12 protein-coding genes are annotated in these 13,961 nt (G+C 60.8%); 2 read left to right on the forward strand and 10 right to left on the reverse strand.

The window, feature by feature from the left end; genetic code table 11:
- Position 1: 1 nt before the first annotated feature.
- The 9 genes from ubiB to priA form a co-directional block, all read right to left on the reverse strand.
- A complete protein-coding gene (ubiB, locus tag GH975_RS01535) occupies positions 2–1,621 on the reverse strand; it encodes a ubiquinone biosynthesis regulatory protein kinase UbiB (RefSeq protein WP_153712818.1) in 1,620 nt (539 codons plus the stop codon).
- The gene (locus tag GH975_RS01540) at positions 1,618–2,235 is read right to left on the reverse strand and encodes a ubiquinone biosynthesis accessory factor UbiJ (protein ID WP_153712819.1); all 618 of its coding nucleotides are present in this window, start codon (positions 2,233–2,235) and stop codon (positions 1,618–1,620) included. Before GH975_RS01540 ends, ubiB begins: the two co-directional genes overlap by 4 nt.
- On the reverse strand, positions 2,232–2,975 hold the full coding sequence (gene ubiE, locus GH975_RS01545) for a bifunctional demethylmenaquinone methyltransferase/2-methoxy-6-polyprenyl-1,4-benzoquinol methylase UbiE (protein WP_153712820.1): 744 nt from the start codon (positions 2,973–2,975) through the stop codon (positions 2,232–2,234). The genes GH975_RS01540 and ubiE overlap by 4 nt, the downstream gene beginning before the upstream one ends.
- Positions 2,976–3,016: 41 nt before the next feature.
- A complete protein-coding gene (locus tag GH975_RS01550) occupies positions 3,017–3,406 on the reverse strand; it encodes a gamma-butyrobetaine hydroxylase-like domain-containing protein (protein WP_246164740.1) in 390 nt (129 codons plus the stop codon).
- Complete coding sequence (gene hslU / locus GH975_RS01555) at positions 3,403–4,728, reverse strand: ATP-dependent protease ATPase subunit HslU (RefSeq protein WP_153712821.1); 1,326 nt, start codon at positions 4,726–4,728, stop codon at positions 3,403–3,405. Before hslU ends, GH975_RS01550 begins: the two co-directional genes overlap by 4 nt.
- Positions 4,721–5,269 (reverse strand): ATP-dependent protease subunit HslV, encoded by a 549-nt coding sequence (gene hslV, locus GH975_RS01560; protein WP_153712822.1) that lies wholly within the window; start codon positions 5,267–5,269, stop codon positions 4,721–4,723. Before hslV ends, hslU begins: the two co-directional genes overlap by 8 nt.
- Before the next feature lie 67 nt (positions 5,270–5,336).
- Positions 5,337–5,828 (reverse strand): SPOR domain-containing protein, encoded by a 492-nt coding sequence (locus tag GH975_RS01565; RefSeq protein WP_153712823.1) that lies wholly within the window; start codon positions 5,826–5,828, stop codon positions 5,337–5,339.
- Entirely contained in the window at positions 5,825–7,579 is a 1,755-nt protein-coding gene (gene argS / locus GH975_RS01570; RefSeq protein WP_153712824.1) for an arginine--tRNA ligase, read from the reverse strand. The genes GH975_RS01565 and argS overlap by 4 nt, the downstream gene beginning before the upstream one ends.
- Before the next feature lie 51 nt (positions 7,580–7,630).
- Positions 7,631–9,700, reverse strand: a complete 2,070-nt coding sequence (gene priA / locus GH975_RS01575) for a replication restart helicase PriA (protein WP_170272505.1) — start codon at positions 9,698–9,700, stop codon at positions 7,631–7,633.
- Positions 9,701–9,826: 126 nt separating this feature from the next.
- Here priA and rpmE point away from each other — a divergent pair, with 126 nt between their 5' ends.
- Together rpmE and GH975_RS01585 are read left to right on the forward strand one after the other, a co-directional pair.
- On the forward strand, positions 9,827–10,042 hold the full coding sequence (gene rpmE / locus GH975_RS01580; protein WP_153712826.1) for a 50S ribosomal protein L31: 216 nt from the start codon (positions 9,827–9,829) through the stop codon (positions 10,040–10,042).
- Between the two features lie 172 nt (positions 10,043–10,214).
- Positions 10,215–11,432: a malic enzyme-like NAD(P)-binding protein gene (locus GH975_RS01585; RefSeq protein ID WP_153712827.1), complete on the forward strand. Its 1,218-nt coding sequence runs from the start codon at positions 10,215–10,217 to the stop codon at positions 11,430–11,432.
- Positions 11,433–11,441: 9 nt separating this feature from the next.
- On the opposite strand, the gene GH975_RS01590 is transcribed toward GH975_RS01585, so the two are convergent.
- The gene (locus tag GH975_RS01590) at positions 11,442–13,898 is read right to left on the reverse strand and encodes a penicillin-binding protein 1A (RefSeq protein WP_170272506.1); all 2,457 of its coding nucleotides are present in this window, start codon (positions 13,896–13,898) and stop codon (positions 11,442–11,444) included.
- Positions 13,899–13,961: the final 63 nt, after the last annotated feature.

The raw sequence follows: 13,961 nt of genomic DNA on the forward strand, positions 1-13,961 counted from the left end.
ATTATGACCGCATCAGGCTGACAATGCCTAGCCCGGCGAAGGCCGCACCCAGCCAGGGCCAATGCTGGGCAAAGTCTGGCAGCGCGAAGGCCGTGTACGCCACGGCCGCCCCCAGCACAATCCAGATCAAGCCGTTGCGCTGGCGCCGGGTGCGCTCGATCAAGGCGTCGTGCAATTGCCGGTTAAAGGCACGCTGTTCGATTAAGCCACGGTCCAAATTGGCCAGCTGTTTCGACGCATCCAGCATTTGTTGTGGCACGTCCGGTAACTGAGTCAGCCAGCGCGGGCCCTCGGTTTTGATGGTTTTGATCCAGGCCTTGGGGCCGATGCGCTCGTTCATCCAGTCTTCAAGAATCGGTTTGCCGGTTTGCCACAAATCCAGGTCCGGCGACAGCTGGCGCCCCAATCCTTCGATGTTGAGCAGGGTTTTTTGCAACAGCACCAGTTGCGGTTGGACCGGCATGTTGAAGCGGCGAGCGGTTTGGAACAGTTTTAGCAGCAAGTGGCCAAACATGATTTCGCCCAGCGGTTTCTCGAAAATTGGCTCGCAAACCGAGCGAATCGCGCCCTCTAGATCGCCAATGCGGGTTTCTTTGGGGACCCAGCCGGACTCCACATGCAGGCGCGCAACTTCGCGGTAGTCGCGGCGAAAAAACGCCAGCATGTTTTGTGCGAGGTAGTTTTGGTCTTCTTTTTCGAGGCTGCCGACAATGCCGCAGTCGATGGCGATGTACTTGGGGTCCGAGGGGTCCGAGATGTCGACAAAGATATTGCCCGGGTGCATGTCGGCGTGGAAAAAGCTGTCGCGAAAGACCTGGGTAAAGAAAATTTCGACGCCGCGCACCGCTAGCTTATTCATGTCAGTGCCGGCCGCGCGCAGGGTCTCGATTTCGGCCACGGGAATGCCATAGATGCGTTCGGTCACCAACACGTTTTGGCGGGTCAGGTCCCAATACACTTGCGGCACATAGAGGTCGTCGTTGCCCTCGAAGTTACGCCCAAGTTGCGAGGTGTTGGCGCCTTCACGGGCCAGATCCAACTCGTCCAAGATGGTGTCTTCGTAATCCCTGACGACTTCTTTTAGGCGCATACGGCGGCCATCGGCGCTTAGGCGTTCGATAATGTTCGCCAGCGTGTGCATCAAGCGCAGGTCTTTGCGGATGGTGCGTTCAATAGTCGGGCGGACCACCTTGACCACGACTTCTTCGCCGCTAATTAGGGTTGCGGCATGAACTTGGGCGACCGAGGCCGACGCCATCGGTTGCTGCGAAAACTGGGCGAAGGCGTCTTCGACTGGCTGACCAAGCGCGTCCTCAATAATGCGCTGGGCGACAACGCCGGAAAACGGCGGGACCTGGTCTTGCAGTTTCTTAAGCTCGTCGGCGACGTCCGGTGGCAACAGGTCGCGCCGGGTGCTGAGGGCCTGGCCAAACTTTACAAAGACTGGCCCGAGGGCTTCGAGGGCCTGGCGCAGCCGGCGCCCGCGGCCTTCGCTGGAGCCACGCGGAACCAGCGCCAGCAGCACCCGTGGCAGGCCGCTTTTGGCGTGCGGCAAGAACACTTGCAGGCGGAAACGTAAAACGATCCAAACAATGCGAACCAGACGTAAATAACCGGTCATCGAGTTTCCTTGCTGCGGATGGCGCGTTCGAGCCGGTCCAAGCGATTGCGCAAGGCGCGTGTCTGATCGCTAAAGGCATCCAGTTCGGCCCGGGTCAGTACGCGCGTTTGCTCGTGCTTGACGTAGTCGCGGACCTGGGCACGGCCATTGCTGGCAAATCCGAGCAATGGCGCCGCAATCGCCTTTAGGGTGCTGGTCATGGCCGCGGCCGCGGGGTCGCCAAACTTGACGGACAGTTCGTGCTCGACATCGATGTCGATCTGGGCAAAGGCGTCACTTAGGGCTTTTAGCACGCCGACCGAACCTTCGACCCGGACGCCGTCCATGACCATTGCGGATTTACCGGCGGCGGTGTCACGGGCTAACTGAATCAGCGCACCTAGCTCGCCTTCGACGGTGACGTCGGCGTCGGCGTCGGCGCCGGCCGGTTCCAAATAGGCTAGGCCGCCTTCGAAGCACAGGCGCACGGCCAGTGGGCTGCTGCTCAGGCGTGCTTCAATCGAGCGGCCGTTGAGTGGTGCAAAAGCCGCTTCGGTTCTGCGATCCGCGTTCAGCACCGCATGCAGCAGGTGTTGGGCGGCGGCCAATGCCATCACCCAGGCTGGGTTGCTCATTTAACAAAACCCGTGTGCAGCGCCACGATGCCGCCGGTCAGGTTGGTGTAACGGACCTCGTCAAAGCCTGCCTCGCGCATCATCTGGGCCAGTTGTTCCTGGCCCGGGTGCATACGAATCGACTCGGCCAAGTAGCGATAGCTGTCCTCGTCTTTGGCCACCCACTTGCCGATCTTCGGTAGTAATTTAAACGAGTAAAAATCGTACAGCTTGGCCAGTGGCTCGAATGCCGGCTTTGAAAATTCCAGCACCAGCGCGCGACCACCCGGGCGCAGTACACGGCGCATCTCGGTCAGCGCATTGAGTTTTTCGGTGACGTTACGCAGGCCAAAGCCAATGATGACCCGGTCCAAACTGGCGTCATCGAAGGGCAGGTGTTCGGCATCCATACAGATCACCGGCACGTCGGTAACCCCGCGGTCAATCAAACGGTCACGCCCGACCGACAACATGTTGGGGTTGATGTCGCCGATAAACAGTTGCCCGGCGTCACCAATACGCGGTCGAATCAGTAGTGACAGGTCGCCGGTACCGCCGGCCAAGTCCAGGATGCGCTGGCCCTGACGCGGTGCCAGGTATTCAATCGCGATGCGCTTCCAAATGCGGTGAACGCCCATGCTCATCAGGTCATTCATGATGTCGTAGCTGGGTGCGACCGAGTCGAAGACTTGACCGACGTGTTTGACCTTGTCCTGAACGGGGACGTCTTTGAAACCGAAGTGGGTGGTGTTATCGCTCATGCGGGCTCCTTGGTGCGGTGCGCAGTGTAGCACCCCCGGGGTTAGGTCTCAGTCTTGACGCTGAACAGTTTGACACCGCCGGCGCTGCGCTTTTTGCCGGCCTCGGCCAGCTGCTCAAGGTAGCGTTGCCACAGGCTGTCGTGCTGCTCGGCCAGCTCACGCAGCAGCACCCACGAATAGATACCGCTGTCGTGACCGTCATCAAAGATCAATTTAGCGCCATAGTTGCCGACCGGCTCCATGCGTACGAAACCGACGTCTTGTTTGGCATCGACCAGTTTGGCCTGACCCGGTCCGTGGCCACGGACTTCGGCGCTGGGCGAATGCACGCGCAAAAACTCGGCACTGAGGCTGGCGCTCAGGCCATCGTCCCAGGCCAGCTCTAACACCGAGCTGGCGCGGCGCATGGTCAGCCCGGTCAGTGCGCTCACAAGATGTACCGCGACAGGTCTTGGTTAGCGGCCAAGCTGGTCAGTCGCTGGTTGACGTAGTCGACGTCGATGGCCAGCGGCGAGGCCTGGGCCGCGGTATCGAAGCTGATGTCTTCCAACAGCCGTTCCAGCAGCGTGTGCAGGCGGCGTGCACCAATATTTTCGACGCGTTCGTTGACCTCGGCGGCCAGCTCGGCGATGCGCTGGATCGCGGCCGGCTCGATCGACAGCGTCAAGCCTTCGACCTGCATCAGCGCCTGGTACTGAGTCACCAGGTTAAAATCCGGTTCGGTCAAAATGCGCCGAAATTCGTTAGGTCCCAGGGCATCCAGCTCGACCCGGATCGGCAGTCGCCCTTGCAGCTCCGGAATCAGATCCGAGGGTTTGGATACGTGGAAGGCACCGGAGGCGATAAACAGGATATGGTCAGTTTTGATCGGGCCGTATTTTGTGTTGACGGTCGAGCCTTCGATTAGCGGCAACAAATCGCGCTGCACGCCCTCGCGCGAGACATCAGCACCGCCGCTTTGACCGGCGCGCACGACCTTGTCGATCTCGTCGATGAACACGATGCCGGACTGTTCGACCCGCTCAATCGCCAGCGCGCGCACGTCGTCATCGTTGACAAGCTTTTGAGCCTCCTCGGCCTCGAGTAAGCGCAGCGCTTCCTTGACGCTCAAGCGGCGCTCTTTTTTGGCGCCCTGGCCCAGGTTTTTAAATAGGCCGGACAATTGGTCAGCCATCTCTTCCATGCCCGGCGGCGTCATGATGTCCACGCCCGGCTTGGCCAGCGCAAGGTCCAGCACGATGGTTTTGTCGTCCAGCTCGCCCTGGCGCAGTTTTTTACGGAATAGTTGGCGTGTCGAGTTGTCGCTGTCGGCTTCTCGGATCGGGTCGGTGCTGCGCGCGGGTGGCAATAGCGCATCCAGCACCCGTTCCTCGGCGGCGTCTTTGGCGCTGTTGCCGACCTGGCCGGCGGCCTGGGCGCGGGTCTCTTTGATGCTCGATTCCAGCAAGTCCTTAATGATGCTGTCGACTTCGCGGCCGACGTAGCCGACTTCGGTAAATTTGGTCGCTTCGACTTTCAAAAAGGGCGCATCGGCCAACCGCGCCAAGCGCCGGGCGATCTCGGTTTTACCGACCCCGGTGGGCCCGATCATCAGAATGTTTTTCGGCGTCACTTCACGCGCCATGTCGCTGTCGAGTTGACGTCGACGCCAGCGGTTACGCAGCGCCACCGCAACGGCACGTTTGGCGTTGGCTTGGCCAACAATGAATTTATCCAGTTCGGCCACAATCTGTTGCGGCGTCAGGTTACTCATTGCCAGTCTCCAAGGTTTCGATGAGGTGGTTGTGGTTGGTATAGATGCAGATGTCGCCGGCAACGGTCAGTGCCCGTTTAACAATGCGCTCGGCCGACAGGTCGGTTTCATCCAGCAGCGCGCGCGCCGCGGACTGGGCAAAGGGCCCGCCGCTACCGATGGCGATCAGCCCGTCCTCGGGCTCCATGACGTCGCCGTTGCCGGTAATGATCAGGCTCGCGGTTTCGTCGGCTACGGCCAACAAGGCTTCGAGCTTGCGCAGGCCACGATCACTGCGCCAGTCCTTGGCCAGCTCGACCGCGGCCCGGGTCAGCTGACCGGAGTGCTGAACCAGCTTTTCTTCAAAGCGTTCGAACAAGGTGAAGGCGTCCGCGGTCCCACCGGCAAAGCCTGCCAGTACTTTGCCGCCGTGCAGTCGGCGGACTTTACGGGCATTGCCCTTCATCACCGTGTTGCCCAGTGTGACCTGGCCATCGCCGCCTAAAACAACCTGATTGCCGCGGCGAACGGACACAATGGTCGTGCCTCGCATTTGTTCCATGGAATTCTCCCTTGCGCTGTCGGCTTTGGGTGGTGGTGACACGCGCTTTTTCAAGCGTGCCGGCGGCTTAGCGCCTGAGTTCGAGGTATTGGAAACCATTTTTGACGAGCTTGTCTTGGATCAAGAACTGCTCGCGGCGTTTTTCAAATGGCCCAACGATCAGGCGATGCCAATCGCCGCGGGTTTCGATAACCGGGTTCAGGTTCATCATTAACAACCGCACGCGCGCGTTTTCAGCGTCAGTCGCGTCTTTAAAGCTGGCGACCTGCAAAAATACCTTGCGATCGTCGACCGGCCTGTCAGGGGTGGGCTCGACCTGAACGTCGACTTCGTTTTCCACCAACAGGTCGTAAAAACGAAAGGTGCCACTGGGGGTGTCGCTTTGCTGGGTCGCGGTTTCCGGCGGCGCCGGGTCGCGGGTGTTCGGCGTTACGGTTGGGTCGCGCAGCCACAAATGAGCCAGAAAACCACCGACCAGGGCCGACACGATGGCCAACACGACCAGGCGCGGGCCCAGTCGTGGCATCGGTGCTTCGACCGATTTGGTCGGTTTGCTCACATCCGCTCCGGCGCGCTGGCTCCCAGCAACTCAAGGCCGTTGGCGATGACCTGGCGGGTCGCATGGCACAGCGCCAAACGCGCTTGCTTCAAGGCGTTGTCGCCTTCCAACACGCGGGTGGCGTTGTAGTAGCCGTGGAAGCTGGCGGCCAGCTCGTGCAGGTAGTGAACCAGCACATGCGGCGCGCGATCATTGGCGGCCCGTTGGATCATGTTGGGGAATTTTTCGAGCATCTTGGCCAGGTCTTTTTCATCGTCCTGGGTCAGTAGCGCCAACTGCGCAATGCCGGCGGCGGTGTCCAAAACGCCGCCGTCTTCAATCAATTTGCGCGTCAGTGCGTGGACCCGGGCGTGGGCGTATTGGATGTAGTAAACCGGGTTGTCCTTGGACTGGCGGGTGGCCAGATCCAGATCAAAGTCCATCGGTACGTCGACCTTACGCGAGGCATAGAAAATGCGCGCGGCGTCGTTGCTGACTTCGCAGCGCAGGTCTTCCAAGGTGATGAATTCGCCGGAGCGGGTCGACATTTGGGCTTTTTCGCCGTTACGGAACAGCGACACGAACTGGACCAGCTGCACTTCAATGCGCGCTGGGTCAAAGCCGAGGGCTTCGGTGGCGGCTTTGATGCGCGGGATGTAGCCGTGGTGATCGGCGCCCCAGACATAGATGACGCGGTCGAAGCCGCGGTTCATTTTATTGCGGATGTAGGCGACGTCGGAGGCGAAATAGGTGGTTTCGCCGTTGTCCCGTTTCAGTACGCGATCTTTGTCATCCCCAAATGCGGTCGATCGAAACCACAGCGCACCGTCTTTGTCGAAGGTGTGGCCGGCGGCGCTTAAGTCATTCATGGCGGCATCAACGTCGCCGTTGTCCATCAGCGACTTTTCGCTGAACCACTCGTCAAAGGTGACCCGGAAGTCCGCCAGATCGTCGCGAATGCCGGCCAAAATACCGTCCAGCGCAGCGCGCCGGAAGCGGTCCCAGCCGTCCTCGCCCAGCAGCGACTTGCCACGTGCGATGACCGCATCTATGTACAGCTCCTTGTCGCCTTCCGGCGCATCCGCCGGCAATTGCTCAAGCACGGCGCCCGCGCTTTGCTGGTACTGGTCGCCGACCTCGCCGGCCAAGTCGGCGGCGATGGTCTGGATGTAGTCACCCTGGTAGCCGTTGGCTGGGAACGGCAGGTCGGCGCCTTGGATTTGCTGGTAACGCATAAACACACTGGCGGCCAAAATGTGCATCTGGCGGCCGGCGTCGTTGACGTAATATTCGCGCTGGACCGGATAGCCGGCGAAGGACAGCACGTTCGACAGGGCGGCACCGTAGGCGGCGCCACGGCCGTGGCCGACGTGCAGCGGGCCGGTCGGGTTGGCGGACACAAACTCAACTTGAATGGATTCGGACTGGCTGGCGCCGCGGCCGTAGTTTGCGCCCTGTTCGATTGCTTCGCGAACCGGGGTAAAGGCAGCCGCCTGGGCCAAGCGAAAGTTGATGAAACCGGGGCCGGCGATCTCGACGCCGGTAATTTGGGGATCCGACGGCAGTGCGTCGACCAGCGCCTGGGCGATATCGCGCGGTGCGCGCTTGGCCGGTTTCGCCAACATCAAGGCCAGGTTGCTGGCCCAGTCACCGTGGGCTGGGTCGCGGGTCGGTTCGACCTGGATCCGTGGGTTCAAATCATCGGGTACGAGGCCGTCAGCAATCAGTTGATCGAGGGCGGCGGCGAGCAGGGTTTCTACGGTGGCTTTCATGAGGGATCCATTGCAATCAGGCGGCGATTATCAAGCGTTAGGGCACGGCGGTCAAAACAAGTCGTGTGGATCCATGTCCAATCCGCGCCAAAGTCGGCTGGGTGCCGGTGGAATTGGGGTCGCCAAGGCGGCGCGCAGCGATTTTCGATCCGCCGCCAATAGCAACAACTGGGCATGGTATTGGCCCGCCCGTCGCTCCATCGGGGCGGGACTTGGGCCCAGCAACTTAACCGTGTGGCGGTGCGGTGCCATGGCCTGGGCTATTGCGTTCAAGTGCGCCAGCGCAATGCCCGGGTCGGGGTTGCGGGCACGCCACAGTGCCATGTGACCGTAAGGTGGCAGCCCAGAACGCGTGCGGATTTCCAGTTCTTGGGTCGCCAGTGCGCGGTAGTTGCCGGCGAGTAAGTGCGGCCAGGCTGGGTGCTCGGGCTCGTGGGTCTGGATCAGCACGCGCCCGGGTTTTTCGGCGCGCCCGGCACGCCCCATGACTTGAATCAGGGTTTGGCTGAGTGACTCGATGGCGCGAAAATCGCCGCTGAATAGCTGTTGGTCGGCGTCGACCACGACCACCAGCGTCAGATTGGGCAGATCATGGCCCTTGGCCAACATCTGTGTGCCGACCAGCACGCGCGGCAGGTTGTCGCGCGCCTGCTCTAACAGTTTGCCGGCGCCACCAGCCCCGGCGGTGTCGCGGTCGATACGTGTGACCGGAAAGGGTGCCATCGAGTGGGCCAGGGACTCTTCGAGCCGCTGCGTGCCTTGGCCGATCACGTCCAGGCGTTGAGCGCAGGTCGGGCAGCGGCTGGGCCAGGGCGCTTGGTGGTCGCAGTGGTGGCACCACAATCGGCGCGGTTCGCGGTGCACGGTGGGCTTGGCGTCGCAGGCCGGGCATTCCGGGTGCCAACCGCATTGGTGGCACAGCAGCACCGGCGCAAAACCACGGCGATTTAAAAAGATCAGGACCTGTTCACCGCGTTGCAAGGTGTCGGCGACCGCGGTCAGGGCATGGTCGCTTAAGCCGTCGTGCAGGCTTAGGCTGCGCAGGTCAATCAGTTCCGTCGCCGGTGGTTTGGCGACCCCGGCGCGGCGTGTCAGCTGTGCGTGCTGAAAACGACCACGGTCCAGGTTGGCGATGGTTTCCAGCGACGGCGTGGCGGTCCCCAGCACCACCGGGATTTTAAGCCGGTGTCCGATCACCACCGCCAAATCACGGGCGTGATAGCGCGGCGCTTCGGCTTGCTTGTAGCTGGGGTCATGCTCTTCGTCGACTACGATCAGCCCCAGTCGCGGCATGGGCGTCAGCAGGGCCGAGCGCGTACCGATCAATATGGGCCGCTTGCCCATGGCAACCTGACCCCAGCCACTCCAGCGCGCGCCGTCCGCCAACGCACTGTGAAGGTGGATGACCTGGCCTGGGAAGCGTGCCTCAAAGCGGTTGACCAGCTGTGGCGTCAGGCCTATTTCGGGTACCAATACCAGCACTTGCTGGTGGCGTGATAGCGCCAGTTTGGCCAGCTGCAGATAGACCTCTGTTTTGCCCGACCCAGTAATGCCCTCCAACAACCACGGCGTGTTTGAGCCGTCAATGCGGGCAATCGCGTCGGCTTGCTCGGGCATCAAAGTCGGCCCGACTTCGGCGACGGTGTCGTCCTGCGGCAATTCAGCCGGCTCCAGGTTGCCGTTTTTGATCAGGGTCCGGGCGATCGGCCAGTTGATCGCTTTCAGCTGTTCGACCGGACAGGCGGTTTGGCTGGCGTCGAACAGTTTTTGGCGCTGTTCGCCGCGCGGGTAGTCTCCGTTCCAGCGGTACGCCAGCACCGGCAGTTGCAGTTCACGGCCGCTGCGGCCCCAGTTCGGCAGTGCCGTGCGCAACATGGCTTCGGTGCGGCAGCCATAGTATTGCGCCGCCCAGCGGATCAGATCGAGCCAGCGTGCGTCGGCCAGGGGAAGCGCGTCTAGCACCGCGTCAATGGCTTTGAGGGCGTCCATGTCCGGGTGTGGCGCGTGCCCAACTACCACGCCAATAGCGTGGCGGTTGCCCAGCGGAACACGCACGCGGGTGCCCGCCGCGACGCGCTCGTGGTGGCGGTAATCAAGTGGCTCAGGCAGGGGCGCGAGCACAAGAATTTGGTGGCTGATCAAAGCAGTAGCGCTCGCTTGGTTTGGGGTGTAGAATCCGCGACCCGATGTGGTGCTAGGCATGGGGCTTAGTAGCGACATCACATGAAAACACCGAGGGCAGTAGCCATGCAAGAAGGTATCCATCCGCAGTACGCAGAAGTCGACGTGACCTGTTCATGTGGCCACGTACACAAGATTAAAACGACGTTGAAGGACAGCTTCACCGTAGACGTATGTGGCGAATGCCACCCGTTCTACACCGGCAAGCAGAAATCCTTGGACATCGGCGGCCGTATCGATCGCTTCAACAAGCGCTTCGGCAGCGTCACTGCAAAGAAGTAATTCTTGCAGCGAGCCAAAGCCCCGGTTTAGCCGGGGTTTTTTTTACCTAAAATTTGGCGAATCGGCATTTTTTCGTCGCGTCGAATTCCAATTGCGAATATTTTGGAATACCTTTCCATTTCTAGCGACTGATGCGTCGCCCGACTTTGCCATCACACCAACTGGAAGCCAAATGGACAATCTGAAGCAGCAAGCGCTGGATTATCACGCCAACCCAACCCCGGGAAAAATCGAAATCGCGCTGACTAAGCCGACCGAGAGCGCGCATGATTTGGCGTTGGCCTACAGCCCGGGCGTGGCGGAGCCCGTGCGCGAGATCGCACGCGACCCCGAAGCCGCTTACCGCTACACCGCCAAGGGCAATTTGGTCGCGGTGATTTCAAACGGCACTGCGATTTTGGGCTTGGGTAATTTGGGGCCGCTGGCGTCCAAGCCGGTGATGGAAGGCAAGTGTGTGCTGTTCAAACGCTTTGCCAATATTGATGCGGTCGACATTGAAGTCGACGTTTCCGATCCGCTGCAGTTCGTGCAGGTGGCGGCGGCCATCGGTGAAAGCTTTGGAGGTATTAACCTTGAAGACATCAAGGCGCCCGAGTGCTTTGAAATCGAGCGCTTACTGAGTGAGCGCTTGTCGATTCCGGTTTTTCATGATGATCAGCACGGCACCGCGATTGTGACCGCGGCGGCGATGCTGAATGCCCTCGAAATTCAGGGTAAGCAATTGGAAACCGCACGTATTGTTTGTCTGGGTGCGGGCGCCGCGGCGATTGCCTGTATGCGCTTGTTGCTGACGCTGGGTGCCAAGCGTGAAAACCTGTTCATGATTGATCGCAAGGGCGTTATTCACCGCGGTCGAGATGACTTGAACCAGTACAAAGCGGCGTTTGCGGTCGAGACCGACGCGCGCACCTTGGCCGATGCCTGTGAAGGTGCGGACGTATTCTTGGGCTTGTCCGGGTCGAACTTGCTGAGTCAAGAGAACCTGGTGCGGATGGCGCCGAATCCGGTTGTCTTTGCCTGTTCAAACCCGGACCCGGAAATCGATCCGAAGTTGGCCCACGCTGTGCGCGACGATTTGATCATGGCCACGGGGCGCAGCGATTTCCCCAACCAAGTGAATAATGTGCTGTGCTTTCCGTTCATTTTCCGTGGCGCACTGGATGCCCGTGCCAGCACCATTAACGACGCCATGAAGGTGGCCGCGGTCGAGGCCATTCGCACGCTGACCAAAGAGCCGGTGCCGGAGGAAGTATCCGCTGCCTACGAGGGTGCCAGCTTCGAATTTGGCTCCGAGTACATCTTGCCCAAGCCGATGGACCCTCGCTTGCTGGACCGTGTCAGTCAGGCAGTCGCCAATGCCGCGCGTGAATCCGGCGTCGCCCGGATCTGATCGGCGGCGTTAAAACAGTTTGGCAGCGTCGGCGGCACTCGGCGCCGCTTGACTGTTTTTTGGCTTGGGTCCTTGGGTTTCGTTACTGGCGGTGGTGTTGTCACCCGCGCTAGCCGCGCCGGCGGCGGCCGTTCGGTCTTTGGCGAACCACTCGAAAATACCTTCAGCCCGGATCGAGACTTCGCGCCCGGTGCGTGCATCAATCTTTAATTTGACCACACTTGCGGGCGGCGTCAGCTCAACCATTGGCGCATCCGCCAGCGCCACTCGCATGTAATCAATCCAAATCGGTAACGCCGCGGCGCCCCCGTATTCGCGTCGACCCAGGGTGTCAGGCTGGTCCAGCCCGACCCATGCGCTGGCGACCTGGTCGCGATGAAAGCCATTGAACCAGGCGTCGACCTGGTCATTGGTGGTGCCTGTCTTGCCGGCCAAGTCGGTGCGTTTCAACTCCAGCGCCCGGCGCCCGGTGCCGCGTGCGACGACGTCACGCATCATAGAATTGATCAAAAAGGCTTCGCTTTCACCGATCACCCTAGGGGCCCAGCGAATATCCAGCGCTTCGGACAGCAAGCGGACTTCTGGCTGGGGTTCAAGGCGGGCCGCCTGAACCGGGTCGATTGGCGCTTCGGGGCATAAATCTGGACATGCGATGGCCGGGCGTGTCCGCAGCACCACTGCGTTGCGGCTGTCGACCACGCGGTCAATTAACCAGGGCTCGACACGGTATCCGCCATTGGCAAAGCTGGCGTAGCGGCTGGCCATTTCGAGCGCACTGAGTGAGCCGGAGCCCAACGCCAGGCTAAGGTTACGCGGAAACTTTTCGGTCGGCAGGCCGAGCGCGGCCAGTCGTTCGACGGTGGCATCGATGCCCATTTCGCGCAGCAAACGCACGCTCACCAGGTTACGCGAACGATACAGCGCCTCGCGCAGCCGGGTCGGTCCATAGAACTTGCCGCCGCTGTTTTGTGGGCGCCATGCACTTTGCAATTCGCCGGATTTAAACACGATCGGGGCGTCGTTGATGATGCTGGCGGGGGTATAACCGGCCTGCAGGGCAGCGGTATAAATGAAGGGCTTGATGCCCGACCCGACTTGGCGATTGGCCAGTAGCGCACGGTTGAACTTGGATTCGGTGAAGTCGAATCCTCCGATCAGCGCCTCGATCGCGCCGGTGTCTGGTTTTAGTGCCACGAAAGCCGCTTGGGCATCGGGCAACTGGGCCAATAACGGCTGCGCGCCGGGGGTCACCCGCACCAGGTCGCCGACCGCCAAAAAGCGCGGGTCGGTCGGCTCGCTGCCCAAGGCGTCGCGGTTACGCAAACGCGGCTTGGCCCATTTCAGTGCGTCCATGCCCAGCGTTAGCCGTTGGTTGTCCCGTGTCAGCACTTCGACGTGGGTGTCGGTGAGGGTGTGGACGACCACCGGCACCAAACCGCCGATGTCGGGGCGCAGCGACTGCAGGTGCGCCAGCCACTGCGCCGGATCGCCGTCCAGCTGGGCTTCGGGTCCGCGCCAGCCGTGGCGTCGGTCGTATTCCATCAGGCCGTCCAAGACCGCGCGCTGGGCTGCAGCTTGGCGCTCGGAATTGACCGTCAGGTGAACCTGAAAGCCCTGGGTATAAATGCTCTCGCCCAGGATGTCTTCCAGCTGCACGCGGGCTTCTTCGGCGACCCAGGGGGCTTCAAATTGGACCTGCTGTTGGTACACCGACGCGGTCATCGGTTGACTGTGTGCTTGATCGCGCTGGGCTTGCTCGATCAGGCCCAGGGTGAGCATACGATCCAAAATCCAGTTGCGTCGAATCAGCGCACGCTCCGGGTTGTTGACCGGGTTGTACTTCGACGGTGCCTTGGGCAGCCCCGCAATCATAGCGGACTGAGCCAGATCCAGTTCTTCAAGGGTTTTGTCATAGTAGATCGCGGCGGCGGCGTGGACGCCGTAGGCACGCTTACCCAGATAAATTTTATTCAGGTACAGCTCAAGGATTTCGTCTTTGCTCAGGGTCTGCTCGATTTCCAGGGCCAGCAGGATCTCTTTGAACTTTCGTGTGAAGGTTTGCTCGCGCGACAAAAAGTAGTTGCGCGCCACCTGCATGGTGATGGTCGAACCGCCGGATTGGATCGACCCGGTGCTGACCAATTCGAAGGCGGCGCGGATCAAGCCGGTCGGGTCGATGCCGACGTGGTCGTTAAAACCGTCGTCCTCGGCCGCCAAAAAAGCGTCAATTAGGGTCTTCGGGACCTCGGACAGTGCCACCGGGGTCCGACGTTTCTCTCCAAATTCAGCCATTAACAGCCCGTCGCTGCTGTAAATTCGCAGCGGAACTTGCAATCGAACGTCGCGCAAGGCGTCCGGCGACGGCAGTTGCGGCTTCAAGTACGCATAGATGCCGGCCGACAAAAACCCGCCCAAAATCAAGCCAGTAAGGATGAGTAGCAGTAGTGATTTGACGATCAATCGCACGCGGCGCTGTCCTCTTTCGAACGGGCTAGGTTGGATTAAAGGGAAGGTTAAGGGTAACCGCCA

Source organism: Litorivicinus lipolyticus, assembly GCF_009650135.1.
Lineage (GTDB): Bacteria > Pseudomonadota > Gammaproteobacteria > Pseudomonadales > Litorivicinaceae > Litorivicinus > Litorivicinus lipolyticus.